The following is a 24,536-nucleotide window of genomic DNA, read 5'->3' on the forward strand; positions in this document are numbered from 1 at the left end:
CAGATGCATGAAGGGACTACTCGACCTTTTCAAGCAATTCACCCCCGATGAGCATTTCGATGCCATCAAGATCGGCCTGGCTTCCCCGGAGAAGATCCGCAGCTGGTCGTTCGGCGAGGTGAAGAAGCCCGAGACCATCAACTACCGCACCTTCAAGCCTGAGCGCGACGGCCTGTTCTGCGCCAAGATCTTCGGCCCGATCAAGGACTACGAGTGCCTGTGCGGCAAGTACAAGCGCCTGAAGCACCGCGGCGTCATCTGCGAGAAGTGCGGCGTCGAAGTCACCCAGACCAAGGTGCGCCGCGAGCGCATGGGCCACATCGACCTGGCCGCGCCCTGCGCCCACATCTGGTTCCTGAAATCGCTGCCGTCGCGCCTGGGCCTCGTGCTCGACATGACGCTGCGTGACATCGAGCGCGTGCTGTATTTCGAAGCCTATGTCGTCGTCGACCCGGGCATGACCCCGCTGAAGAAGTTCTCGATCATGAGCGAGGACGACTACGACGCCAAGCGTGCCGAGTACGGTGACGAGTTCATCGCGCTGATGGGCGCCGAGGGCATCAAGAAGCTGCTCGAGGAGATGGATCTCGACATCGAGATCGATCGCCTGCGCAACGACATGACCGGCTCGGAGCTCAAGGTCAAGAAGAACTCCAAGCGCCTCAAGGTCATGGAGGCCTTCAAGAAGTCCGGCATCAAGCCGAACTGGATGGTCATGGACGTGCTGCCCGTGCTGCCGCCGGACCTGCGCCCGCTGGTGCCGCTGGACGGTGGCCGCTTCGCGACCTCCGACCTGAACGACCTCTACCGTCGCGTCATCAACCGCAACAACCGCCTCGCGCGGCTGCTGGAGCTGAAGGCCCCCGAGATCATCGTGCGCAACGAAAAGCGCATGCTGCAGGAGGCTGTCGACTCGCTGCTCGACAACGGCCGCCGCGGCAAGGCGATGACGGGCGCCAACAAGCGCGCGCTGAAGTCGCTGGCCGACATGATCAAGGGCAAGAGCGGCCGCTTCCGCCAGAACCTGCTGGGCAAGCGCGTCGACTACTCGGGCCGTTCGGTCATCGTGGTCGGCCCGACGCTCAAGCTGCACCAGTGCGGCCTGCCCAAGCTGATGGCGCTGGAGCTGTTCAAGCCCTTCATCTTCAGCCGCCTGGAGGCGATGGGCATCGCCACCACCATCAAGGCCGCCAAGAAGGAAGTCGAAGCCGGCACGCCGGTGGTCTGGGACATCCTCGAAGAGGTCATCAAGGAGCACCCGGTCCTGCTGAACCGCGCCCCGACGCTGCACCGCCTGGGCATCCAGGCCTTCGAGCCCGTGCTGATCGAAGGCAAGGCCATCCAGCTGCACCCGCTCGTCTGCTCGGCCTTCAACGCCGACTTCGACGGTGACCAGATGGCCGTGCACGTGCCCCTGTCCATCGAAGCGCAGATGGAAGCCCGCACGCTGATGCTGGCCTCCAACAACGTGTTGTTCCCGGCCTCCGGCGAGCCCTCCATCGTGCCGTCGCAGGACGTGGTGCTGGGCCTGTACTACGCCACCCGCGAGCGCACCAACGGCCGCGGCGAAGGCATGATCTTCTCGGACATCCCCGAACTGCTGCGCGCGCTGGAGAACGGCGTCGTCGAGATCACGGCCAAGATCAGCGTGCGCCTGACCGAGTGGACCAAGGACAAGGACTCCGGCGAGTTCGTGCCCGAGACCAAGCTCGTCGACACCACCGTCGGCCGCGCCCTGCTGTCGGAAATCCTGCCCAAGGGCCTGCCCTTCAGCAACATCAACAAGGCGCTGAAGAAGAAGGAAATCTCGCGTCTCATCAACACGAGCTTCCGCAAGTGCGGCCTGAAGGAGACCGTGGTGCTGGCCGACAAGCTGCTGCAAAGCGGCTTCCGCCTGGCCACGCGTGCCGGCATCTCGATCGCCATCGACGACATGCTGGTGCCCAAGGAGAAGCACACGGTCATCGACCGCGCCGAGAAGGAAGTCAAGGAGATCGAGCAGCAGTACGTCTCGGGTCTCGTGACGGCCGGTGAGCGCTACAACAAGGTCGTGGACATCTGGGGTAAGGCCGGCGACGAGATCGGCAAGAAGATGATGGACCACCTCAAGGTCCAGAAGGTCACCGACCGGCACGGCAAGGAAGTCGACCAGGAGTCCTTCAACTCCATCTACATGATGGCCGACTCGGGTGCCCGCGGTTCCGCGGCTCAGATCCGCCAGCTGGCCGGCATGCGCGGCCTGATGGCCAAGCCGGACGGCTCCATCATCGAGACGCCCATCACCGCGAACTTCCGCGAGGGCCTGAACGTTCTGCAGTACTTCATCTCCACCCACGGCGCCCGCAAGGGCCTGGCGGACACGGCGCTGAAGACCGCGAACTCCGGCTACCTGACGCGCCGTCTCGTCGACGTGACCCAGGACCTGGTCGTCACCGAAGACGACTGCGGTACCGACAACGGCATGGCCATGCGCGCCCTGGTCGAAGGCGGTGAAGTCATCGAATCGTTGCGCGACCGCGTCCTCGGCCGCGTCGCTGCGATCGACGTCATCCATCCCGAGACCCAGGCTTCGCTGCTGGCCGCCGGCAGCATGCTCGACGAGGACGTCCTCGACGTGCTGGAGCAGGCCGGTGTCGACGAGATCAAGGTCCGCACCCCGCTGACCTGCGGCACGCGCTTCGGTCTGTGCGCCAAGTGCTATGGCCGCGACCTCGGCCGTGGCGGCCTGGTCAACGTCGGTGAGGCGGTCGGCGTCATCGCCGCCCAGTCCATCGGCGAGCCGGGCACGCAGCTGACGATGCGGACCTTCCACATCGGTGGTGCCGCTTCGCGTGCTGCCGTGGCCTCGAGCGTCGAAGCCAAGTCGGACGGCATCATCGGCTTCAACGCCACGATGCGCTACGTGACCAACGGCAAGGGCGAGCTGGTGGTGATTTCCCGTTCCGGCGAAATCATCATTGCCGACCCGCACGGCCGCGAGCGCGAGCGCCACAAGGTGCCTTACGGCGCGGTGCTCAACATCAAGCCCAGCCAGACCATCAAGGCCGGCACGGTGCTCGCCAACTGGGACCCGCTGACCCGCCCGATCATCACGGAATTCGCGGGCCAGGCGAAGTTCGAGAACGTCGAGGAAGGTGTGACCGTCGCCAAGCAGGTGGACGAGGTGACCGGCCTGTCGACGCTGGTCGTCATCGACCCGAAGCGCCGCGGCGCTGCCAAGGTCGTGCGTCCGCAGGTCAAGCTGCTGGACGCCCAGGGCCACGAGGTCAAGATCCCCGGCACAGACCACTCGGTGGCCATCGGCTTCCAGGTCGGCGCGCTGATCCAGATCCGCGACGGCCAGGAGCTGCTGCCCGGTGAAGTGCTCGCCCGCATCCCGGTCGAAGGCCAGAAGACCCGCGACATCACGGGCGGCCTGCCGCGTGTGGCCGAACTGTTCGAAGCCCGCTCGCCCAAGGACGTCGGCGTGCTGGCCGAGCAGACCGGCACGGTGTCGTTCGGCAAGGAGACCAAGGGCAAGATCCGCCTGCAGATCACCGACCCGGACGGCAAGGCCCACGAGGAACTCGTGCCCAAGGAAAAGAACATCCTGGTGCACGAAGGCCAGGTGGTGAACCGCGGCGAACTCATCGTCGACGGCGCGGCCGACCCGCAGGACATCCTGCGCCTGCTGGGCATCGAGGAACTGGCGCGCTACATCGTCGACGAGGTGCAGGACGTGTACCGACTCCAGGGTGTGAAGATCAACGACAAGCACATCGAGGTGATCGTTCGCCAGATGCTGCGCCGCGTGCAGATCACCAACCCGGGCGACTCGCACTACATCCTCAACGAGCAGGTCGAACGCTCGGAGCTGCTGGACACCAACGACAAGCTGCGCGCCGAAGGCAAGCTGCCGGCGACCTATGCCGATGTGCTGCTCGGCATCACCAAGGCGTCGCTGTCGACGGACTCCTTCATCTCCGCCGCGTCCTTCCAGGAAACGACCCGCGTGCTCACCGAGGCTGCCATCATGGGCAAGCGCGACGAGCTGCGTGGCCTGAAGGAGAACGTCATCGTCGGCCGCCTGATTCCCGCAGGCACCGGCATGGCCTTCCACGACGCCCGCCGCGCCAAGGAAGCCATGGACGACGCAGAGCGCCGCGCCATCGCCCTGCAGGAGGCCGAGGAACTGGCCGCCGCGCAGATGGCCGGTGTCGACGCTGGCGAGTCGTCGGCCGAGTAAGCCGCGAGGGTCTGCCCTCCCGAAGCCGCCCCGGTTCAGGCCGCGGGCGGCTTTTTCATTCCGGCGTCCAGAGTTCGGGCTTCTGAATGAGCAGGCCGCGCGGGCCCGCGCGTCGAGCCAGGGCCAGCAGCGCCTTGTCGCGGGACACCAGCCAGCGGGCGCCCAGGGCCAGAGCCAGGTCGATGAACTTCTGGTCGTCCGGGTCGCGGCAGACGAGGCGGGGCGAGGGCTCGGCGGCGGGAACGGCCTCGGCGTGCCGGTCGAAGTGGGCCTCGATGCGGGTAAGGTCGGGCCGATAGCGTGCCGCGACGCCTCGGCCCAGCACGTGGCGGATCTCGTCGCGCATGGCCGGCGCCACCAGCCAGCGCACGGTGCCTGAGGTCAGCGCAGTCGCCAGCCGCTGTACGCGCGGATCGTCGAAGACCAGCCAGTCCATGACGACCTGGGTATCGACCACGATGCCCGGCCGGAGTTCGGCAGCGGCCGGCAGGGCGGAGGAGGGCGGTCGCAGGTCCATCTGCACAGCTTAACCGCCGGCCTTGTGCCAAAAACCCCGACGGTCTACAATCGCCGGCTCTTCGCCTTTTGGGCGCGTTTTGCCATGGGCGCACGGAAGTGCCTCCACCCAGCTCGAACAGCGCCCCGGAGTTCCGAAGTTCACTGACTTCAAACGGGAACAAGTCGTTTTATGCCAACCATCAATCAACTCGTGCGCCAAGGCCGTGAAGCCGAAGTCACGAAGTCCAAGTCGCCTGCGATGCAGAACTGCCCGCAGCGCCGCGGTGTCTGCACCCGCGTCTACACCACCACGCCGAAGAAGCCGAACTCCGCGCTGCGCAAGGTCGCCAAGGTGCGCCTGACCAACGGCTTCGAGGTCATCTCCTACATCGGCGGCGAAGGCCACAACCTGCAAGAGCACAGCGTCGTGCTGGTGCGCGGCGGCCGGGTGAAGGACCTGCCGGGTGTGCGCTACCACATCGTCCGTGGTTCGCTCGACCTGCAAGGCGTCAAGGATCGCAAGCAGGCCCGTTCCAAGTACGGCGCCAAGCGTCCCAAGAAGTAAATCGTTTGTTCGGGCTGGCCGCTCAGGCCGACCCAACGTTGTTGCGGCTGCTGCCCAGGCAGTGAGCCGAGTAAGTGGACAGGCCCCAGAGGTCGGTGGTCGTCCAGCGGAGCCAGGCGAGACACGCCGCTCCAACTGAAGCAGAAGGAAGAATCCCATGCCACGTCGTCGCGAAGTACCCAAGCGCGAAATCCTGCCGGATCCCAAGTTCGGTTCCGTCGATCTGTCCAAGTTCATGAACGTCATCATGGAATCGGGCAAGAAGGCCGTCGCCGAGCGCATCATCTACGGCGCCCTCGACCAGGTCGAGAAGAAGGCCGGCAAGGATCCGCTGGAAGTGTTCATGGTCGCCCTGAACAACGTGAAGCCCATGGTCGAAGTGAAGTCCCGCCGTGTCGGCGGTGCGAACTACCAAGTTCCCGTGGAAGTTCGTCCCGTCCGCCGGATGGCCCTCGCCATGCGCTGGTTGAAGGAATCGGCCCGCAAGCGCGGCGAGAAGTCGATGGCCCAGCGCCTGGCCAATGAGCTGCTGGAGGCCTCTGAAGGCCGCGGCGGCGCGATGAAGAAGCGTGACGAAGTCCACCGCATGGCCGAAGCCAACAAGGCCTTCTCGCACTTCCGCTTCTAAATTCACTGTCTTTCAGCCGCCTCGGGTTTTTACCAACCCGCTGGCGGCTCCTGTCTTCTGGAGCAAACCATGGCCCGCAAAACCCCCATCGAGCGCTACCGCAACATCGGTATCTCCGCGCACATCGATGCCGGCAAGACCACGACGACCGAACGCATCCTCTACTACACCGGTGTGAACCACAAGATCGGTGAGGTGCACGACGGCGCCGCCACGATGGACTGGATGGAGCAGGAGCAGGAGCGCGGCATCACGATCACGTCGGCCGCGACGACCTGCTTCTGGAAGGGCATGGACATGTCCTACCCCGAGCACCGTTTCAACATCATCGACACCCCCGGACACGTGGACTTCACCATCGAGGTGGAGCGCTCCATGCGCGTGCTGGACGGCGCCTGCATGGTGTATTGCGCCGTGGGCGGCGTGCAGCCCCAGTCGGAAACCGTCTGGCGCCAGGCCAACAAGTACAAGGTGCCCCGCCTGGCCTTCGTCAACAAGATGGACCGCACCGGCGCGAACTTCTACAAGGTCGTCGACCAGATGAAGACCCGCCTGAAGGCCAACCCCGTGCCCGTGGTCATTCCCATCGGCGCCGAGGAAAACTTCAAGGGCGTGGTGGACCTCTTCAAGATGAAGGCCATCATCTGGGACGAAGCCTCCCAGGGCATGAAGTTCAGCTACGAAGACATCCCGGCCGACCTGGTCGGCGTCGCCCAGGAATGGCGCGAGAAGATGGTCGAGGCTGCCGCCGAGGCCACCGAGGAGCTGATGAACAAGTACCTCGAGACGGGTGATCTGTCCGAGGAAGAGATCAAGCTCGCGATCCGCCAGCGCACCATCGCGACCGAGATCCAGCCGATGCTCTGCGGCACCGCCTTCAAGAACAAGGGCGTGCAGCGCATGCTGGACGCCGTCATCGACTTCCTGCCGTCGCCCCTGGACATTCCCCCGGTGTCCGGCACCGACGAGGACGACAAGCCCGTCACGCGCGAGCGCACGGACGAGGAGAAGTTCTCCGCCCTGGCCTTCAAGCTGATGACGGACCCCTACGTCGGCCAGCTGACCTTCGTGCGCGTCTACTCGGGCGTGCTGCAGTCGGGCGCCACCGTCTACAACCCGATCCGCGGCAAGAAGGAGCGCATCGGCCGGATCCTGCAGATGCACGCCAACCAGCGTGAAGAAATCAAGGAAATCCTGGCCGGCGACATCGCCGCCTGCGTGGGCCTGAAGGACGTCACCACGGGTGAGACCCTGTGCGATCCGGACGCGGTCATCACGCTCGAGAAGATGGTCTTCCCCGAGCCCGTGATCTCGCAGGCCGTCGAGCCCAAGACCAAGGCCGACCAGGAAAAGATGGGCATCGCGCTGGGCCGCCTGGCTGCCGAAGACCCGTCCTTCCGTCTGCGCACCGACGAAGAGTCCGGCCAGACCATCATCTCCGGCATGGGCGAGCTGCACCTGGAAATCATCGTCGACCGCATGAAGCGCGAGTTCGGCGTGGAAGCCAACGTCGGCAAGCCGCAGGTGGCCTACCGCGAAACCATCCGCAAGACCGCGACCGACGTCGAAGGCAAGTTCGTTCGCCAGTCCGGCGGCAAGGGCCAATACGGTCACGTCGTGCTGACGGTCGAGCCGCAGGAGCCGGGCAAGGGCTTCGAGTTCGTCGACGCCATCAAGGGCGGTGTGGTGCCTCGCGAGTACATCCCCGCGGTCGAGAAGGGCGTCATCGACACCCTGCCGAACGGCGTGCTGGCCGGCTACCCGGTCGTGGACGTCAAGGTCACGCTGACCTTCGGTTCCTACCACGACGTCGACTCGAACGAAAACGCGTTCAAGATGGCCGCCTCGATGGGCTTCAAGGAAGCCTGCCGCCGCGCCAGCCCCGTCATCCTCGAGCCGATGATGGCCGTGGAAGTCGAGACGCCGGAAGACTACGCCGGTACCGTCATGGGCGACCTGTCCAGCCGCCGCGGCATGGTGCAGGGCATGGACGACATGCCTGGCGGTGGCAAGGTCATCAAGGCCGAAGTGCCGCTGAGCGAAATGTTCGGCTACTCCACGTCGCTGCGCTCGGCCACGCAAGGCCGCGCCACCTACACGATGGAGTTCAAGCACTACTCCGAAGCGCCGAAGAACGTCGCCGACGCCATCATCCTGGCGCGCGGCAAGTCCTGATCGGCCGCTTCACCGAATCGTCTTCACGGCGGCCCACCCGCTTCGCCAGTCGGCGGGAATCACGGGCGCTGTGGAAACGCTAAACCAACAGACTGGCGGCATGCTCTTTTTGGAGATTTGAAATGGCAAAAGGCAAGTTTGAACGGACCAAGCCGCACGTGAACGTGGGCACGATTGGTCACGTGGACCACGGCAAGACCACGCTGACGGCGGCGATCGCCACGGTGCTGGCGAGCAAGTTCGGCGGCGAGGCCAAGGCCTACGACCAGATCGACGCGGCTCCGGAAGAAAAGGCCCGCGGCATCACGATCAACACCGCGCACGTCGAGTACGAGACGGCCAACCGCCACTACGCGCACGTCGACTGCCCCGGACACGCCGACTACGTCAAGAACATGATCACCGGTGCCGCCCAGATGGACGGCGCCATCCTGGTGTGCTCGGCCGCTGACGGCCCGATGCCCCAGACCCGCGAGCACATCCTGCTGGCCCGCCAGGTCGGCGTGAAGTACATCATCGTCTTCCTGAACAAGTGCGACATGGTCGACGACGCCGAGCTGCTGGAGCTCGTCGAGATGGAAGTCCGCGAACTGCTCTCCAAGTACGACTTCCCCGGCGACGACACCCCCATCATCAAGGGCTCGGCCAAGCTGGCGCTGGAAGGCGACAAGGGTGACCTGGGCGAACAAGCCATCATGCGCCTGGCCGACGCGCTGGACAGCTACATCCCGACGCCCGAGCGCGCCGTGGACGGCGCCTTCCTGCTGCCGGTGGAAGACGTGTTCTCCATCTCGGGCCGTGGCACGGTGGTGACCGGTCGCGTGGAGCGCGGCATTGTCAAGGTCGGTGAAGAAGTCGAGATCGTGGGCATCCGCGACCTGCAAAAGACCACCGTCACGGGCGTGGAAATGTTCCGCAAGCTGCTGGACCAGGGCCAGGCGGGCGACAACGTCGGCATCCTGCTGCGCGGCACCAAGCGCGAAGAAGTCGAGCGCGGCCAAGTGCTGGCCAAGCCCGGCTCGATCAAGCCGCACACGCACTTCACGGCCGAGGTCTACGTGCTGAGCAAGGAAGAAGGCGGCCGCCACACGCCGTTCTTCAACAACTACCGTCCCCAGTTCTACTTCCGCACGACGGACGTGACCGGCGCGGTGGAGCTGCCCAAGGACAAGGAAATGGTCATGCCCGGCGACAACGTCGGCATCACCGTGAAGCTGATCGCCCCGATCGCCATGGAAACCGGCCTGCGCTTCGCCATCCGTGAAGGTGGCCGCACCGTCGGCTCCGGCGTCGTCGCCACGATCATCGAGTAATCACGCGTGACGTGCATCGGGCGGCCGCCGCCCGATGCTCACCCCGCTCTTTAAGGAACCGTCATGCAAAAGCAAAAGATCCGCATCCGCCTGAAGGCGTTCGATTACAAGCTGATCGACCAGTCGGCCCTCGAGATCGTCGAGACCGCCAAGCGCACCGGCGCCATCGTCAAGGGGCCGGTGCCCCTGCCGACCCGCCTGGAGCGTTTCGACATCCTGCGCTCGCCGCACGTCAACAAGACGAGCCGCGACCAGTTCGAGATCCGCACCCACCAGCGCCTGATGGACATCGTCGACCCGACCGACAAGACGGTCGACGCGCTGATGAAGCTCGACCTGCCCGCCGGCGTCGACGTCGAGATCAAGCTGCAGTAACTTCGTGAGCCCGCGGGCTCGCGACACCGAGGCCCCGTCCTGCCCATGCAGGCCGGGGCCTCGTCTTTGGAGGGCTCCGGCATAACGCTTGCATTGGGGCTATCCCTCGAGCTATACTCGCCAGCTTTCCCGGGTCGGCCATGCCTGCTCGGAATTCGCGCAGCGCCATCCAATCTGATTTGGTGGTGTTGCACAGTCAGCCCGGCCAATCGATGTCGGGTGTTCGCAATGGCTTTGATCGCGAGAGCGGTCGGGGCTGGAGAAAAACATGAGTCTGAGCAACCGTCTCGGTTTGCTGGGCCGCAAGGTGGGCATGATGCGCATCTTCACGGACGATGGCGATGCCATCCCCGTGACGGTGCTGGACGTGTCCAACAACCGCGTGACCCAGGTCAAGACCGAAGAGACCGACGGCTACAGCGCCATCCAGGTGGCGTTCGGTGCGCGCAAAGCTTCGCGCGTCACCAAGCCTGAAGCCGGCCACCTCGCCAAGGCGGGTGTCGAAGCCGGTGAAGTCCTCAAGGAATTCCGCGTCGCTGCTGACGTCGCCGCCCAGTACAAGGCTGGCGCGACCGTCCCGGTGACCCTGTTCGCCGCTGGCCAGCTGGTCGACGTGCAAGGCACGTCCATCGGCAAGGGCTTCGCAGGCACCATCAAGCGCCACAACTTCGGCTCGCAGCGCGCGTCGCACGGCAACAGCCGTTCGCACAACGTGCCGGGTTCGATCTCCATGGCGCAAGACCCGGGCCGCGTGTTCCCGGGCAAGAAGATGACCGGCCACATGGGCGACGAAACCGTCACGACCCAGAACCTCGACATCGTGCGCATTGACGAAGCTCGTCAACTGCTGCTGGTCCGTGGTGCGGTCCCGGGTTCCAAGAACGGCCACGTCGTCGTTCGCCCGGCCGTCAAGGTCAAGATCAAGAAGGGAGCCAACTGATGCAGCTCGAGCTCCTGAACGAGCAAGGTCAGGCCACCTCCAAGGTGGATGCGCCTGACACCGTCTTCGCTCGCGACTACAACGAAGCCCTGGTGCACCAGGTGGTCGTGGCCTTCCAGGCCAACGCCCGCCAAGGCACGCGCGCCCAGAAGGACCGCGAACAGGTCAAGCACTCGACCAAGAAGCCTTTCCGCCAGAAGGGCACCGGCCGCGCTCGCGCCGGTATGACCTCGTCGCCGCTGTGGCGCGGGGGCGGTCGCATCTTCCCGAACATGCCTGACGAGAACTTCTCGCACAAGCTGAACAAGAAGATGTACCGCGCCGGCATGGCTGCGATCCTGTCGCAGCTGGCCCGTGAAGGCCGCCTGGCCGTGGTGGACTCGATCTCGGTCGAAGCCCCCAAGACCAAGCTGCTGGCTGCCAAGTTCAAGGCCATGGGCCTGGACTCGGTGATGGTCATCGCCGACACCGTGGACGACAACCTCGCGCTGGCCTCGCGCAACCTGGCCAACGTGCTCGTCGTCGAGCCGCGCTACGCCGACCCCCTGTCCCTCGTCTTCTACAAGAAGGTGCTGGTGACCAAGGCTGCGGTCGAGCAACTCAAGGAGATGCTGGCATGAGCGCCCCCAAGTTTGCTGAAGGCCGCCTGGCCCAGGTGCTGCTCGCGCCCATCGTGTCCGAGAAGGCCACGCAAGTCGCCGACAAGCACAACCAGGTGCTGTTCAAGGTCCTGCGCGACGCCACCAAGCCTGAGATCAAGGCCGCCGTCGAACTGATGTTCAAGGTCGAGGTCGAGTCGGTGAGCGTGGTCAACGTGAAGGGCAAGACCAAGCGCTTCGGTGGCCGCGCCGGCCGCCGTGACCACGTCAAGAAGGCCTACGTGGCCCTGAAGGCGGGTCAAGAGCTCAATTTCTCCGGGGAGGCCGCGTAAATGGCCATCGTCAAAGTCAAGCCTACCTCGCCCGGTCGCCGTGGCGTGGTCAAGGTGGTGCACAAGCACCTGCACAAGGGCGCGCCCGAGGCCTCGCTGCTGGAGCCCCAGAAGCAGAAGTCCGGCCGCAACAACAACGGCCACATCACGATGCGCCACAAGGGTGGTGGCCACAAGCACCACTACCGCGTCGTCGACTTCAAGCGCAACAAGGACGGCATCCCCGCGAAGGTCGAGACCATCGAGTACGACCCCAACCGCACCGCCCACATCGCGCTGGTCTGCTACGCCGATGGCGAGCGCCGCTACGTGATCGCCCCGCGCGGCCTGGAAGTGGGCGCCACCATCCTGAGCGGTGCCGAGGCGCCGATCAAGGCCGGCAACACGCTGCCTATCCGCAACATCCCGGTGGGCTCGACCATCCACTGCATCGAGCTGCTGCCCGGCAAGGGCGCCCAGATGATCCGTTCGGCCGGCGCCTCCGCCGTCCTGATGGCTCGCGAAGGCGTCTATGCCCAGGTGCGACTGCGCTCCGGCGAAGTCCGCCGCGTGCACATCGACTGCCGCGCCACCATCGGTGAAGTGAGCAACGAAGAGCACAGCCTGCGTCAGTACGGCAAGGCCGGCGCGATCCGCTGGAAGGGCATCCGCCCGACCGTCCGCGGCGTCGCGATGAACCCGGTGGACCACCCGCACGGTGGTGGCGAAGGCCGCACCGGCGAGGGCCAGGTCCCCGTCTCGCCCTGGAACACCATGACCAAGGGCTACCGCACTCGCAACAACAAGCGCACGCAGACCTTCATCGTCTCGCGTCGCAAGAAGTAAGGGCTAGGCCATGACTCGTTCGCTGAAGAAGGGCCCGTTCGTTGACCACCACCTGCAGGCCAAGGTCGACAAGGCGGTTGCCAACAAGGACAAGAAGCCCATCAAGACCTGGTCGCGTCGTTCGACGATCCTGCCCGAGTTCATCGGTCTGACGATCGCCGTGCACAACGGCAAGCAGCACGTGCCGGTCTATGTGTCCGACCAGATGGTCGGCCACAAGCTGGGTGAATTCGCACTGACCCGCACCTTCAAGGGCCACCCGGCCGACAAGAAGGCCGGGAAGAAGTAAGGACTAGAGACGATGGAAACCAAAGCAATCGTCCGTGGCGTCCGCCTGTCGTGTGACAAGGGCCGCCTCGTGGCCGACATGATCCGCGGCAAGAAGGTGGACCAGGCCCTCAACATCCTGACCTTCACCCAGAAGAAGGCGGCCCTCATCATCAAGAAGGCGCTGGAAAGCGCCATCGCCAACGCCGAGCACAACGACGGCGCTGACATCGATGAGCTCAAGGTCACCTCGATCTACGTCGAGCAGGGTGCCACGCTGAAGCGCTTCTCGGCTCGCGCCAAGGGCCGCGGCAATCGCATCAGCAAGCCCACTTGCCACATCTTCGTGGCCGTCGGCAACTAAGGCGCAAGGAAGACTATGGGACAGAAAATCCATCCGGTTGGCTTCCGCCTGCCTGTCACCCGCAACTGGGCTTCGCGCTGGTATGCGAACAACCAGAACTTCGCCACGATGCTGGCCGAAGATCTGCAGGTCCGCGATTACCTCAAGGGCAAGCTCAAGAACGCCGCCGTCTCGCGCATCCTGATCGAGCGCCCCGCCAAGAACGCCCGCATCACGATCTTCTCGGCTCGTCCGGGCGTCGTGATCGGCAAGAAGGGCGAGGACATCGAGGCGCTGAAGGCCGAGCTGACCAAGCGTCTGGGCGTGCCCGTCGCCGTCAACATCGAGGAAGTGCGCAAGCCCGAAGTCGATGCTCAGCTGATCGCCGACTCGATCACCCAGCAGCTTGAGAAGCGCATCATGTTCCGCCGCGCCATGAAGCGCGCGATGCAGAACGCCATGCGCCTCGGTGCCCAGGGCATCAAGATCATGTCGGCTGGCCGCCTGAACGGCATCGAAATCGCTCGCACCGAGTGGTATCGCGAAGGTCGTGTGCCCCTGCACACCCTGAAGGCCGACATCGACTACGGCTTCTCCGAAGCCAAGACCACCTACGGCGTCATCGGCGTCAAGGTCTGGGTCTACCGCGGTGACCGCCTGGCCAACGGCGAGGCCCCCGTCATCAACACCCCCGCTGGCGCCGAAGACGATCGTCGCCCGCGCCGTAACGCCCGTCCGGGCGCTCCCGGTGGCCGTGGCCGTCCGGGTGGCGACCGCGGCCCGCGTGACGGAGCAGACCAGCCCGCTGCCGCCGCCCCCACGGGTGACGCAGCCAAGCCCGCCGGCAAGCGCGTGATCCGCAAGGCTCCCGCCGCCGGTGAGGCCAAAGGAGAATAAGCATGCTGCAACCCTCTCGTCGCAAGTACCGCAAGGAGCAGAAGGGCCGCAACACTGGCGTTGCGACCCGCGGCGCTGCGGTGTCTTTCGGTGATTTCGGCCTGAAGGCCACCGAGCGCGGCCGCCTGACGGCCCGCCAGATCGAGGCGGCTCGCCGCGCGATCTCGCGTCACATCAAGCGTGGCGGCCGGATCTTCATCCGCATCTTCCCGGACAAGCCCATCTCGCAAAAGCCCGCCGAAGTCCGCATGGGTAACGGCAAGGGCAACCCGGAGTACTACGTCGCTGAAATCCAGCCCGGCAAGGTGCTCTACGAGATCAACGGCGTGCCCGAGGAGCTGGCTCGCGAGGCGTTCACGCTGGCCGCTGCCAAGCTGCCGCTGCGTTGCACCTTCGTGGCCCGCCAGGTCGGTACCTGAGGAAGGACACCATGAAAGCAACTGAACTCCGCGCCAAGGACGTCGCTGCCCTCGAGAAGGAAGTGACCGACCTGCTGAAGGCCCACTTCGGCCTGCGCATGCAGAAGGCGACGCAACAGCTGACCAACCACAGCCAGCTGCGCAAGACCCGCCGCGACATCGCTCGTGCCAAGACCATCCTGGCACAGAAGAAGAAGGAGGCCACGAAATGACTGAGGCCCAAGCCAAGAACACCCGCACCCTGGTCGGTCGCGTGGTGAGCGACAAGCGCGCCAAGACGGTCACCGTCCTGGTCGAGCGTCGCGCCAAGCACGAGCTCTACGGCAAGATCGTGGCCCGCTCCCGCAAGTACCACGCCCACGACGAAAAGGGCGAGTACAAGATGGGCGACGTGGTCGAGATCAGCGAAGGTCGTCCGATCTCCAAGACCAAGAGCTGGGTTGTGACGCGTCTGGTCGAAAAGGCCCAGATCGTCTAAGACCTTCGGTCGCAGGACCGACGACGAAGCCGGCGCGCTGGGAAACTGGCGCTCCGGCTTTTCTCATTTCCTTCCCTGGAGCAACACATGATCAAAGTGGGCGACAAGCTGCCGGCCGGCAGCCTGCAGGAATTCATCGAGGTCGAGGGCGAGGGCTGCTCGCTCGGCCCCAACAGCTTCGACATCAGCCAGGCCACGGCCGGCAAGACCATCGCGATCTTCGCCCTCCCGGGCGCATTCACACCGACCTGCTCGGTCCAGCACGTGCCTGGCTACGTGGCCAAGGCAGACGAACTCAAGGCAGCCGGCGTGGATGAGATCTGGTGCGTGTCGGTCAACGACGCCTTCGTAATGGGCGCCTGGGGGCGCGACCAGAAGACGGCCGGCAAGGTGCGCATGATGGCCGACGGCAGCGCCGCCTTCACGAACGCCGTGGGGCTGGCCCTGGATCTGACCGCCCGGGGCATGGGGGTGCGCTCGCAGCGCTATTCCATGCTGGTCAAGGATGGCATCGTCAAGACGCTGAACGTCGAGGCGCCTGGCAAGTTCGAGGTCAGCGGTGCCGACACCCTGCTGGCCCAGGTCCGCGCCGCCGCCTGAACTGACGAGCCTCGCCGGCCGTCCCGGCTCAGCCGCCGGCGGCCCGGCAAAATCTTCTGCGCCAGGCATTGACGCCCCCAGGGTTCTCACTGCATAATGCGCAGCTTCGCCGAAAGCTAGGCACATGAGCCCATGTGCTGCGGCCTCGGATTCGCCCTCAACCGTCGGGCGGCAAGCGGTGCAATGCCGCGAGCTGTCTGACTTACGGGCCCAAGACTGACCGACTCGCACCCTGGTGCATTTCGGGACAAGTTGGGGACAGACATGATTCAAATGCAATCGCGGCTTGACGTCGCGGACAACACTGGCGCGAAGTCCGTCATGTGCATCAAGGTGCTGGGCGGCTCCAAGCGCCGCTATGCGCACATTGGCGACATCATCAAGGTCAGCATCAAGGAAGCTGCCCCGCGTGGTCGCGTGAAGAAGGGCGAGGTCTACAGCGCCGTGGTGGTTCGCACCGCCAAGGGCGTGCGCCGCCAGGACGGCTCGCTCGTCAAGTTCGACGGCAATGCCGCCGTGCTGCTCAACGCCAAGCTGGAGCCCATCGGCACCCGCATCTTCGGCCCGGTCACGCGCGAGCTGCGCACCGAGCGCTTCATGAAGATCGTGTCGCTGGCGCCCGAGGTGCTCTGAGCCCCCACTGTCTGAGGTAAGCCATGAACAAGATCCGTACCGGCGACCAGGTCATCGTCCTGACCGGCCGCGACAAGGGCAAGCGCGGCACCGTGACCGCGCGCACTGATGTCGACCACGTCGTGGTCGAAGGCATCAATGTCGTGAAGAAGCACGTCAAGCCCAACCCCCTGAAGGGCACCACCGGCGGCGTCGTCGACAAGACCATGCCCATCCATCAATCCAACGTGGCGATCTTCAACGCCGCCTCCGGCAAGGCCGATCGCGTGGGCGTCAAGCTCGTCGACGGCAAGCGGGTGCGCGTCTTCAAGTCGACCGGCGAAGAGATCAAGGCTTAAGAGGTCCGACATGGCTCGTCTGCAAACGCACTATCGCGAAAAAATCGTGCCCGGCCTGGTCGAGAAGTTCGGCTACAAGTCGGTCATGGAGGTGCCCCGCATCACCAAGATCACGCTCAACATGGGCGTGAGCGAGGCGGTCGCCGACAAGAAGGTCATGGACCACGCCGTGGGCGACCTGACCAAGATCGCCGGCCAGAAGCCCGTGGTCACCAAGTCCAAGAAGGCCATCGCCGGCTTCAAGATCCGCGACGGCGTGCCCATCGGTGCGATGGTCACCCTGCGCGGCGTCCAGATGTACGAATTCCTGGACCGCTTCGTGACGATCGCGCTGCCGCGCGTTCGCGACTTCCGTGGTATCTCCGGCCGTTCCTTCGACGGTCGCGGCAACTACAACATCGGCGTCAAAGAGCAAATCATCTTCCCCGAGATCGAGTACGACAAGGTGGATGCTCTGCGTGGTCTGAACATCAGCATCACGACGACTGCCAAGACGGACGACGAATGCAAGGCCCTGCTGGCCGCGTTCAAGTTCCCGTTCAAGAACTGAGGTGACCCGTGGCAAAACTCTCGATCAAACAACGTGAGCTGAAGCGCGAAGCGCTGGTCGCCAAGTTCGCCAAGAAGTACGCCGAACTCAAGGCCATCATCGACGACAGCAAGAAGTCCGAGGAAGAGCGCTACGCCGCCCGCCTCGAGCTGCAGAAGCTGCCCCGCAACGCCTATCCCAGCCGCCTGCGCAACCGCTGCGAGCTGACGGGTCGTCCGCGCGGCACCTTCCGCAAGTTCGGCCTGGCCCGCAACAAGATCCGTGAACTGGCCTTCAAGGGCGACATCCCCGGTGTCGTCAAGGCCAGCTGGTAATCGGCCGACAGGAGTACACAAATGAGCATGAGTGATCCCATCGCCGATATGCTGACCCGCATTCGCAACGCCCAGAGCGTTGAGAAGTCCAGCGTCGCGATGCCCTCGTCCAAGCTGAAGATCGCGATCGCCAAGGTCCTGAAGGACGAAGGCTACATCGACGACTTCGCCATCCGCGGCGACGCCGCCCGCCCCGAGCTCGAGATCTCGCTGAAGTACTACGCCGGCCGTCCGGTGATCGAGCGCATCGAGCGAGTGAGCCGCCCCGGCCTGCGCATCTACAAGGGCCGCCACGACATTCCTCAGGTCATGAACGGCCTGGGCGTGGCAATCGTGACGACCCCGCAAGGCGTCATGACGGACCGTAAGGCCCGCGCTGCCGGTATCGGCGGCGAGGTGCTCTGCTACGTCGCCTAAGCGAAGGAGTAGGAACAATGTCCCGCGTTGGAAAAATGCCGGTCACCCTCCCGCAAGGCGTGGATGTGACCATCGGCGCTGAGTCCATCAGCGTCAAGGGCTCGCTTGGCACGCTGGTGCGTCCGGCGAACAAGCTCGTCACCGTCAAGAACGAAGCCGGCAAGCTGAGCTTCGTGCCCGTCAACGAGTCGGCCGAGGCCGATGCGATGAGCGGCACCATGCGCGCCCTGGTGGCCAACATGGTCAACGGTGTCAGCAAGGGTTTCGAGCGCAAGCTCAACCTGGTCGGCGTGGGTTTCCGCGCCCAGGCACAGGGCCAGAAGCTCAACCTGCAGATCGGCTTCTCCCACCCTGTGGTGAAGGACATGCCGGTCGGCATCAAGGTCGAATGCCCGACCCAGACGGAAATCGTCATCAAGGGCGCTGACCGCCAGGTTGTCGGCCAGGTCGCCGCCGAGGTGCGTGCCTTCCGTCCGCCCGAGCCCTACAAGGGCAAGGGCATCCGTTACTCGGACGAGAAGGTCTCCCTCAAAGAGACCAAGAAGAAGTAAGGAGCAGCGCCATGATGACCAAGAAAGAACAACGCCTGCGTCGTTCGCGCCAGACCCGCGCCCGCATCGCCATCCAGCGTGTGGCCCGTCTGACGGTGTTCCGCTCCAACCTGCACATCTACGCCCAGGTCGTGTCGGAAGACGGCGGCAAGGTGCTGGCCGCCGCTTCGACGGCCGAGAAGGAAGTGCGCGAGCAACTGGGCAATGGCGGCAACGTCGCCGCGGCTGCCCTGATCGGCAAGCGCATCGCCGAGAAGGCCAAGGCTGCCGGCGTCGAGAAGGTCGCCTTCGACCGCTCGGGCTTCGCCTACCACGGCCGTGTCAAGGCCCTGGCCGAAGCGGCCCGCGAGGCCGGTCTGCAGTTCTGACGCATAGGAATACGAAATGGCAAAGTTTCAACCCCGCGGCGCCCAGACTGAAGGCAACGACGACGGCCTGAAGGAAAAGATGATCGCGGTCAACCGCGTCACCAAGGTGGTCAAGGGCGGCCGTACGCTGTCCTTCGCCGCTCTGACGGTGGTCGGCGACGGCGATGGCCGCATCGGCATGGGCAAGGGCAAGGCCAAGGAAGTGCCGGTCGCGGTGCAGAAGGCCATGGAAGCGGCGCGCCGCAACATGGTCAAGGTCCAGCTCAAGAACGGCACCGTCCACCACAACGTGATCGGCGAGCACGGCGCTTCGCGCGTCATGCTGGCTCCGGCTCCCGTCGGTACCGGCGTCATCGCCGGCGGCCCGATGCGCGCCGTCTTCGAAGTGATGGGCGTGACCGACATCGTGTCCAAGAGCCACGGTTCGACCAACCCGTACAACATGGTCCGCGCCACGCTGGACGCCCTCAAGCGTTCCACCACCGCTGCGGAAGTCGCTGCCAAGCGCGGCAAGACGGTTGAAGAAATCTTCAACTGATCGCCCAAGCGGAGCACAAGATGTCTGACAAGAAAACCGTGACGGTCAAGCTGGTGCGCAGCCCCATCGGCTGCCGCGCCTCGCACCGCGCCACCGTGGTCGGCCTGGGTCTGCGCAAGCTCAACAGCCAAAGCACCCTCGAAGACACGCCCGCCGTGCGCGGCATGATCAACAAGATCGCCTATCTGGTGCAGGTGCTGTAAGGCGCCGTCGCACACCGAGGACAAGACGATGGAACTCAACACGATCAAGCCCGCTGAGGGCGCCAAGCATGCCAAGCGCCGTGTCGGCCGTGGCATCGGCTCGGGCCTGGGCAAGACCGCGGGTCGCGGCCACAAGGGCCAGAAGTCCCGCGCCGGCGGTTACCACAAGGTCGGTTTCGAAGGCGGTCAGATGCCGCTGCAACGCCGCCTGCCCAAGCGCGGCTTCAAGTCGACCACGCTGAAGTACAACGCCGAGATCACGCTGTCGGACCTGCAAGGTCTGGCTGGCGACGAGATCGACGTCTCGACGCTCAAGGCCGTCGGCCTGGTGCCGCAGCTGGCCAAGTCGGTCAAGGTCATCCTGTCCGGCAAGATCGAACGCAAGGTCGCGCTCAAGGGCGTGAACGCCACGAAGGGCGCCAAGGCGGCCATCGAGGCGGCGGGCGGCTCGGTCGCCTAACCAGCGCAAGGAACTGACCCAGCGTGGCTACCAACGCGAATCAACTGGCCAAGAGCGGCAAGTTCGGCGACCTGCGTCGCCGGCTCGTCTTCCTGCTGCTGGCTCTGGTCGTCTACCGGATCGGGGCGCACATCCCCGTTCCCGGCATCGACCCGAACCAGCTCGCCCAGTTCTTCAAGGGCCAGGCCGGTGGCATCCTGAGCCTGTTCAACATGTTCTCGGGCGGGGCGCTGTCGCGCTTCACCGTGTTCGCGCTGGGCATCACGCCCTACATCTCGGCCTCCATCGTCATCCAGCTGATGACTTACGTCGTCCCGACGCTGGAGCAGCTGAAGAAGGAAGGCGAAGCCGGCCGCCGCAAGATCACGCAGTACACCCGCTACGGCACGCTGGGCCTGGCTCTCTTCCAGAGCCTGTCCATCGCGCTGGCTCTCGAAGGCTCGGCGGGCCTCGTGATCAGCCCGGGTTTCGGCTTCCGCGTCACGACGGTGTCCAGCCTCGTGGCCGGCACGATGTTCCTGATGTGGCTGGGTGAGCAGATCACCGAGCGCGGCCTGGGCAACGGCATCTCCATCCTGATCTTCGGCGGCATCGCCGCGGGTCTGCCTGGAGCGATCGGCGGCCTGTTCGAGCTGGTGCGTACCGGTGCGATGGGCTACGGCTCCGCCATCTTCATCATCCTGGTGGTGATCGGCGTGACCTACGGCGTCGTCTTCGTCGAGCGTGGCCAGCGCAAGATCCTGGTGAACTACGCCAAGCGCCAGGTCGGCAACAAGGTGTACGGCGGCCAGTCCTCCCACCTGCCGCTGAAGTTGAACATGTCGGGCGTGATCCCGCCGATCTTCGCGTCGTCCATCATCCTGCTGCCGACCACGGTGGTGAGCTGGTTCGCGACGGGCGACGGCCTGCGCTGGCTCAAGGACCTGGCGGACATGGTCCGCCCGGGCCAGCCGATCTACGTGCTGCTGTATTCGGCTGCCATCGTGTTCTTCTGCTTCTTCTACACGGCCCTCGTGTTCAACAGCCGCGAGACCGCCGACAACCTGAAGAAGAGCGGGGCGTTCATCCCGGGCATCCGCCCGGGTGAGCAGACGGCCAAGCACATCGACAAGATCCTGTCCCGCCTCACGCTGGCCGGCGCGATCTACGTCACGCTGGTCTGCCTGCTGCCCGAGTTCCTGACGCTGAAGTACAACGTGCCGTTCTACTTCGGTGGCACCTCCCTGCTGATCATCGTCGTCGTGACGATGGACTTCTGGGCCCAGGTGCAGAGCTACATCATGAGCCAGCAGTACGAATCACTGCTGAAAAAGGCCAGCTTCAAGCCCAACTGAGGCAGCGAGCTGACCGTTAGATAAGGTTTTTATTCAACCTACACCTCAACGTACGGCATGGCGAAAGACGACGTCATTCAAATGCAGGGTGAGATTCTCGAGAACCTCCCCAACGCTACGTTCCGTGTGAAGTTGGAGAACGGGCATGTCGTTCTCGGTCATATCTCCGGCAAGATGCGGATGCACTACATCCGCATCCTCCCCGGCGACAAAGTGACCGTCGAACTGACGCCTTACGATTTGAGTCGTGCTCGCATCGTGTTCCGGGCGAAGTGAGCGATTTGTATCCCCGGGAACGCGACTAGAGCGTAGAAGAGTAGGCCAAGGAGCAGACCATGAAAGTTTCGGCATCCGTGAAGCAGATGTGCCGCAATTGCAAGATCATCCGCCGCAAGGGCGTGGTGCGTGTGATCTGCACCGACCCGCGTCACAAGCAGCGCCAGGGCTGACCAGCCGCGCGCACGACAGGACTAGAGGACAACCATGGCACGTATTGCTGGTATCAACATTCCGCCGCAAAAGCACACCGAGATCGGTCTGACCTCGATCTACGGCATTGGCCGTACGACCGCTCAGAAGATCTGCACGACCTGCGGCATCCCGTTCGACAAGAAGGTCAAGGACCTGACCGACGCCGATCTCGAGAAGATCCGTGACGAGGTCAACAAGCTGACCATCGAGGGTGATCTGCGTCGTGAGCAGTCCATCAACATCAAGCGTCTGATGGACCTCGGCTGCTACCGCGGCTTCCGTCACCGCCGCGGCCTGCCGATGCGCGGTCAGCGCACCCGCACGAATGCCCGCACCCGCAAGGGTCCGCGCAAGTCGGCTGCGACTGGCAAGAAGTAAGCTGCCCGAACTGAAAGAAGGTCAATATGGCAAAGGCTCCCAACAATTCGGCGGCTCAACGCGTTCGCAAGAAGGTCCGCAAGAACGTTGCTGACGGCATCGCGCACGTCCACGCCTCGTTCAACAACACCATCATCACCATCACCGACCGTCAAGGCGGCGCCCTGTCGTGGGCTTCGTCGGGCGGCCAGGGCTTCAAGGGCTCGCGCAAGTCGACCCCCTTCGCAGCCCAGGTGGCGGCAGAAGTGGCCGGCCGTGCCGCGCAAGAGCAGGGCATCAAGAACCTCGACGTCAAGATCAAGGGCCCGGGCCCCGGTCGCGAGTCCTCGGTGCGCGCCTTGGCTGCCCTCGGCATCCGCATCAACTCCATCTCCGACGTGACGCCGGTGCCGCACAACGGCTGCCGTCCCCAGAAGCGTCGTCGCATCTAAGCCCCGGCAACGCCAGAGGGATATTGCACGAGCGGATGACGGTGCGATAATCGCGCGTTTTCCCCGGAGCCGGCGGGCACGCAAGTGCCGCGCCGGCTTCACCGTTGAGGTGAACCAATCAGGTCGCACCTCGTAAGCCCACCGTCCAAGCCCACAACAACATCGGCTGGACTCGCGCCAGGCCCAGCGGCCTCCGGCGTCAGATTGATCAAGGACACGCAAAGTGGCACGTTATCTCGGCCCCAAGGCCAAACTCTCCCGCCGTGAAGGCACCGACCTCTACCTGAAGAGCGCCCGCCGCGCCATCAGCGACAAGGCCAAGTTCGACAGCAAGCCCGGCCAGCACGGCCGCACCTCGGGCCAACGCACCAGCGACTTCGGCCTGCAGCTGCGCGAAAAGCAGAAGGTCAAGCGCATGTACGGCGTGCTCGAGCGCCAGTTCCGCCGCTACTTCGCCGAAGCCGAGCGCCGCAAGGGCTCGACCGGCGTGAACCTGCTGCAGCTGCTGGAATCGCGCCTGGACAACGTCGTCTACCGCATGGGCTTCGGCTCCACCCGCGCGGAAGCCCGCCAGCTCGTGTCGCACAAGGGCATCACGGTCAACGGCGAAGTCGTGAACATCGCGTCCTACCTCGTCAAGGCCGGTGACACCGTCGCCGTGCGCGAGAAGGCCAAGAAGCAGCTGCGCGTCACCGAGTCGTTCAAGCTGGCCGATTCCATCGGCCTGCCGGCCTGGGTCAGCGTCGACGGCAGCAAGCTCGAAGGCGTGTTCAAGAAGGCCCCGGACCGCGACGAGTTCGGCGCCGAGATCAACGAATCGCTGATCGTCGAGTTGTACTCGCGTTAATGATTTCCCCCGCCGACCGGGCCCGCTTGGGGCTCGGTCGGCGTTTCCTCGTCCGGGCGTCCAAGCCCCTCGAAGGCTCTGCCCGGCTGGTCCTCAGCCTTATCGGTGTAACGAACCGAGGGTATTGAAAGAAAGACCTCATGCAAACCAACTTGCTCAAACCCAAGTCCATCAACGTGGAGCCCCTGGGCGGCCATCGCGCCAAGGTCACCCTGGAGCCGTTCGAACGCGGCTACGGTCACACCCTGGGCAACGCCCTGCGCCGTGTGCTGCTCTCGTCGATGGTGGGTTATGCGCCGACGGAAGTGACGATCGCCGGCGTGCTGCACGAGTACTCGGCCATCGACGGCGTGCAAGAGGACGTGGTTCACATCATGCTGAACCTCAAGGGCGTCGTCTTCCGCCTGCACAACCGCGAGGAAGTCACGCTGGTCCTGCGCAAGGAAGGTGAAGGCCCCGTCACCGCGGCCGACATCCAGACCCCGCACGACGTCGAGATCATCAACCCCGAGCACGTCATCGCCCACCTGTCGCAAGGCGGCAAGCTGGACATGCAGATCAAGGTCGAGAAGGGCCGCGGCTACGTGCCGGGCACGATGCGCCGCTTCGGCGACGAGCCGACCAAGAGCATCGGCCGCATCGTGCTGGACGCTTCGTTCAGCCCGGTCAAGCGCGTCAGCTACGCCGTCGAGAACGCCCGCGTCGAGCAGCGTACCGACCTGGACAAGCTCGTGATGGAGATCGAGACCAACGGCGCCATCTCGCCCGAGGAAGCCATCCGCGCCTCCGCCAAGATCCTGGTGGAACAGCTCGCCGTGTTCGCCCAGCTGCAGGGCACCGACCTGGTCGACGCCTTCGACCAGCCGGCCCAGCGCTCCAGCAGCTTCGACCCCATCCTGCTGCGCCCGGTCGACGAGCTCGAGCTCACCGTCCGTTCGGCCAACTGCCTCAAGGCCGAGAACATCTACTACATCGGCGACCTCATCCAGCGCACCGAGACCGAGTTGCTCAAGACCCCCAACCTGGGTCGCAAGTCGCTCAACGAGATCAAGGAAGTCCTGGCTTCCCGCGGCCTCACCCTCGGCGCCCGCCTCGAGAACTGGCCCCCGCAGGGCCTGGACAAGCGCTGATCAGTCTTTGAAGAAATGGGTGGCGCGTTGACAAACGCCACCCGGTGCACCCGCCAGTACCTGATCCGGCTGGCGGCATTAACGAAGTGAAAGG

General features: G+C 64.7%; 35 protein-coding genes. 34 read left to right on the forward strand and 1 reads right to left on the reverse strand.

The features are described 5' to 3' along the window. Positions 1-7 precede the first annotated feature (7 nt). Positions 8-4,225: a DNA-directed RNA polymerase subunit beta' gene (gene rpoC / locus LXT12_RS25120; RefSeq protein WP_233395043.1), complete on the forward strand. Its 4,218-nt coding sequence runs from the start codon at positions 8-10 to the stop codon at positions 4,223-4,225. 55 nt (positions 4,226-4,280) lie between these two features. Here the strand turns inward: rpoC and LXT12_RS25125 are convergent, their stop codons facing one another. Further along, positions 4,281-4,742: a putative toxin-antitoxin system toxin component, PIN family gene (locus tag LXT12_RS25125; RefSeq protein ID WP_233395044.1), complete on the reverse strand. Its 462-nt coding sequence runs from the start codon at positions 4,740-4,742 to the stop codon at positions 4,281-4,283. Between the two features lie 171 nt (positions 4,743-4,913). Here LXT12_RS25125 and rpsL point away from each other — a divergent pair, with 171 nt between their 5' ends. The 33 genes from rpsL to LXT12_RS25290 all read left to right on the forward strand — a co-directional run bounded on the left by rpsL (position 4,914) and on the right by LXT12_RS25290 (position 24,442). Beyond that, on the forward strand, positions 4,914-5,288 hold the full coding sequence (gene rpsL / locus LXT12_RS25130) for a 30S ribosomal protein S12 (protein ID WP_233395045.1): 375 nt from the start codon (positions 4,914-4,916) through the stop codon (positions 5,286-5,288). Positions 5,289-5,445: 157 nt separating this feature from the next. Further along, positions 5,446-5,916 carry a 30S ribosomal protein S7 gene (gene rpsG / locus LXT12_RS25135; RefSeq protein WP_233375756.1) on the forward strand — a complete coding sequence of 157 codons (471 nt, stop codon included), beginning with the start codon at positions 5,446-5,448 and terminating at the stop codon, positions 5,914-5,916. Between the two features lie 69 nt (positions 5,917-5,985). Continuing rightward, positions 5,986-8,091 (forward strand): elongation factor G, encoded by a 2,106-nt coding sequence (gene fusA, locus LXT12_RS25140; RefSeq protein WP_233395046.1) that lies wholly within the window; start codon positions 5,986-5,988, stop codon positions 8,089-8,091. Positions 8,092-8,213: 122 nt separating this feature from the next. Then, positions 8,214-9,404 carry an elongation factor Tu gene (gene tuf, locus LXT12_RS25145; protein WP_233395035.1) on the forward strand — a complete coding sequence of 397 codons (1,191 nt, stop codon included), beginning with the start codon at positions 8,214-8,216 and terminating at the stop codon, positions 9,402-9,404. 63 nt (positions 9,405-9,467) lie between these two features. Next, complete coding sequence (gene rpsJ, locus LXT12_RS25150) at positions 9,468-9,779, forward strand: 30S ribosomal protein S10 (protein WP_132576760.1); 312 nt, start codon at positions 9,468-9,470, stop codon at positions 9,777-9,779. A 268-nt stretch (positions 9,780-10,047) separates the two neighbouring features. After that, on the forward strand, positions 10,048-10,719 hold the full coding sequence (gene rplC, locus LXT12_RS25155) for a 50S ribosomal protein L3 (RefSeq protein ID WP_233395047.1): 672 nt from the start codon (positions 10,048-10,050) through the stop codon (positions 10,717-10,719). Next, positions 10,719-11,339, forward strand: coding sequence for a 50S ribosomal protein L4 (gene rplD, locus LXT12_RS25160; protein ID WP_233395048.1), 621 nt, complete (start codon positions 10,719-10,721; stop codon positions 11,337-11,339). The genes rplC and rplD overlap by 1 nt, the downstream gene beginning before the upstream one ends. Further along, a complete protein-coding gene (gene rplW / locus LXT12_RS25165; protein WP_233395049.1) occupies positions 11,336-11,650 on the forward strand; it encodes a 50S ribosomal protein L23 in 315 nt (104 codons plus the stop codon). Before rplD ends, rplW begins: the two co-directional genes overlap by 4 nt. Beyond that, positions 11,651-12,475, forward strand: coding sequence for a 50S ribosomal protein L2 (gene rplB / locus LXT12_RS25170; RefSeq protein WP_233395050.1), 825 nt, complete (start codon positions 11,651-11,653; stop codon positions 12,473-12,475). Positions 12,476-12,485: 10 nt separating this feature from the next. Further along, positions 12,486-12,764 (forward strand): 30S ribosomal protein S19, encoded by a 279-nt coding sequence (gene rpsS / locus LXT12_RS25175; protein ID WP_088484478.1) that lies wholly within the window; start codon positions 12,486-12,488, stop codon positions 12,762-12,764. Positions 12,765-12,776: 12 nt separating this feature from the next. Then, positions 12,777-13,106: a 50S ribosomal protein L22 gene (rplV, locus tag LXT12_RS25180; protein ID WP_233395051.1), complete on the forward strand. Its 330-nt coding sequence runs from the start codon at positions 12,777-12,779 to the stop codon at positions 13,104-13,106. Positions 13,107-13,121: 15 nt separating this feature from the next. Next, positions 13,122-13,982, forward strand: coding sequence for a 30S ribosomal protein S3 (rpsC, locus tag LXT12_RS25185; RefSeq protein WP_088484480.1), 861 nt, complete (start codon positions 13,122-13,124; stop codon positions 13,980-13,982). A 2-nt stretch (positions 13,983-13,984) separates the two neighbouring features. Beyond that, entirely contained in the window at positions 13,985-14,401 is a 417-nt protein-coding gene (gene rplP / locus LXT12_RS25190) for a 50S ribosomal protein L16 (RefSeq protein WP_233395052.1), read from the forward strand. A gap of 11 nt (positions 14,402-14,412) precedes the next feature. Next, a complete protein-coding gene (rpmC, locus tag LXT12_RS25195) occupies positions 14,413-14,613 on the forward strand; it encodes a 50S ribosomal protein L29 (protein ID WP_233395053.1) in 201 nt (66 codons plus the stop codon). After that, the gene (rpsQ, locus tag LXT12_RS25200; RefSeq protein ID WP_233395054.1) at positions 14,610-14,879 is read left to right on the forward strand and encodes a 30S ribosomal protein S17; all 270 of its coding nucleotides are present in this window, start codon (positions 14,610-14,612) and stop codon (positions 14,877-14,879) included. Before rpmC ends, rpsQ begins: the two co-directional genes overlap by 4 nt. Before the next feature lie 87 nt (positions 14,880-14,966). Next, entirely contained in the window at positions 14,967-15,479 is a 513-nt protein-coding gene (locus LXT12_RS25205) for a peroxiredoxin (protein ID WP_233395055.1), read from the forward strand. Positions 15,480-15,743: 264 nt separating this feature from the next. Continuing rightward, on the forward strand, positions 15,744-16,112 hold the full coding sequence (rplN, locus tag LXT12_RS25210) for a 50S ribosomal protein L14 (protein ID WP_088484485.1): 369 nt from the start codon (positions 15,744-15,746) through the stop codon (positions 16,110-16,112). A 23-nt stretch (positions 16,113-16,135) separates the two neighbouring features. Beyond that, positions 16,136-16,450 (forward strand): 50S ribosomal protein L24, encoded by a 315-nt coding sequence (gene rplX / locus LXT12_RS25215; RefSeq protein ID WP_233395056.1) that lies wholly within the window; start codon positions 16,136-16,138, stop codon positions 16,448-16,450. A gap of 10 nt (positions 16,451-16,460) precedes the next feature. Then, the gene (gene rplE / locus LXT12_RS25220; protein ID WP_233395057.1) at positions 16,461-17,000 is read left to right on the forward strand and encodes a 50S ribosomal protein L5; all 540 of its coding nucleotides are present in this window, start codon (positions 16,461-16,463) and stop codon (positions 16,998-17,000) included. Between the two features lie 8 nt (positions 17,001-17,008). After that, the gene (gene rpsN / locus LXT12_RS25225) at positions 17,009-17,314 is read left to right on the forward strand and encodes a 30S ribosomal protein S14 (RefSeq protein ID WP_233395058.1); all 306 of its coding nucleotides are present in this window, start codon (positions 17,009-17,011) and stop codon (positions 17,312-17,314) included. A gap of 21 nt (positions 17,315-17,335) precedes the next feature. Beyond that, a complete protein-coding gene (gene rpsH / locus LXT12_RS25230) occupies positions 17,336-17,731 on the forward strand; it encodes a 30S ribosomal protein S8 (RefSeq protein ID WP_233395059.1) in 396 nt (131 codons plus the stop codon). A gap of 17 nt (positions 17,732-17,748) precedes the next feature. Then, positions 17,749-18,282, forward strand: a complete 534-nt coding sequence (gene rplF, locus LXT12_RS25235; RefSeq protein ID WP_233395060.1) for a 50S ribosomal protein L6 — start codon at positions 17,749-17,751, stop codon at positions 18,280-18,282. 11 nt (positions 18,283-18,293) lie between these two features. Beyond that, complete coding sequence (gene rplR / locus LXT12_RS25240) at positions 18,294-18,650, forward strand: 50S ribosomal protein L18 (protein ID WP_233395061.1); 357 nt, start codon at positions 18,294-18,296, stop codon at positions 18,648-18,650. A gap of 16 nt (positions 18,651-18,666) precedes the next feature. Then, positions 18,667-19,188 (forward strand): 30S ribosomal protein S5, encoded by a 522-nt coding sequence (rpsE, locus tag LXT12_RS25245; protein WP_233395062.1) that lies wholly within the window; start codon positions 18,667-18,669, stop codon positions 19,186-19,188. Positions 19,189-19,208: 20 nt separating this feature from the next. Beyond that, entirely contained in the window at positions 19,209-19,391 is a 183-nt protein-coding gene (rpmD, locus tag LXT12_RS25250) for a 50S ribosomal protein L30 (protein ID WP_056877725.1), read from the forward strand. A 28-nt stretch (positions 19,392-19,419) separates the two neighbouring features. Continuing rightward, positions 19,420-19,851, forward strand: coding sequence for a 50S ribosomal protein L15 (gene rplO, locus LXT12_RS25255; RefSeq protein ID WP_233395063.1), 432 nt, complete (start codon positions 19,420-19,422; stop codon positions 19,849-19,851). 23 nt (positions 19,852-19,874) lie between these two features. Further along, positions 19,875-21,185 (forward strand): preprotein translocase subunit SecY, encoded by a 1,311-nt coding sequence (secY, locus tag LXT12_RS25260; protein ID WP_233395064.1) that lies wholly within the window; start codon positions 19,875-19,877, stop codon positions 21,183-21,185. 57 nt (positions 21,186-21,242) lie between these two features. Continuing rightward, the gene (gene infA, locus LXT12_RS25265) at positions 21,243-21,461 is read left to right on the forward strand and encodes a translation initiation factor IF-1 (protein ID WP_009855680.1); all 219 of its coding nucleotides are present in this window, start codon (positions 21,243-21,245) and stop codon (positions 21,459-21,461) included. Between the two features lie 59 nt (positions 21,462-21,520). Continuing rightward, positions 21,521-21,634 (forward strand): 50S ribosomal protein L36, encoded by a 114-nt coding sequence (gene rpmJ, locus LXT12_RS25270; RefSeq protein WP_056194202.1) that lies wholly within the window; start codon positions 21,521-21,523, stop codon positions 21,632-21,634. Positions 21,635-21,668: 34 nt separating this feature from the next. Then, positions 21,669-22,034 carry a 30S ribosomal protein S13 gene (gene rpsM / locus LXT12_RS25275; protein ID WP_088484495.1) on the forward strand — a complete coding sequence of 122 codons (366 nt, stop codon included), beginning with the start codon at positions 21,669-21,671 and terminating at the stop codon, positions 22,032-22,034. 26 nt (positions 22,035-22,060) lie between these two features. After that, positions 22,061-22,465, forward strand: a complete 405-nt coding sequence (gene rpsK, locus LXT12_RS25280) for a 30S ribosomal protein S11 (protein WP_056194196.1) — start codon at positions 22,061-22,063, stop codon at positions 22,463-22,465. Positions 22,466-22,688: 223 nt separating this feature from the next. Continuing rightward, positions 22,689-23,312: a 30S ribosomal protein S4 gene (rpsD, locus tag LXT12_RS25285; RefSeq protein ID WP_233395065.1), complete on the forward strand. Its 624-nt coding sequence runs from the start codon at positions 22,689-22,691 to the stop codon at positions 23,310-23,312. A 140-nt stretch (positions 23,313-23,452) separates the two neighbouring features. Continuing rightward, positions 23,453-24,442, forward strand: a complete 990-nt coding sequence (locus LXT12_RS25290; protein WP_056194188.1) for a DNA-directed RNA polymerase subunit alpha — start codon at positions 23,453-23,455, stop codon at positions 24,440-24,442. Positions 24,443-24,536 lie beyond the last annotated feature (94 nt).

Origin of the sequence: Pelomonas caseinilytica, assembly GCF_021353235.1 — a bacterium.
GTDB lineage: Bacteria > Pseudomonadota > Gammaproteobacteria > Burkholderiales > Burkholderiaceae_C > Pelomonas > Pelomonas caseinilytica.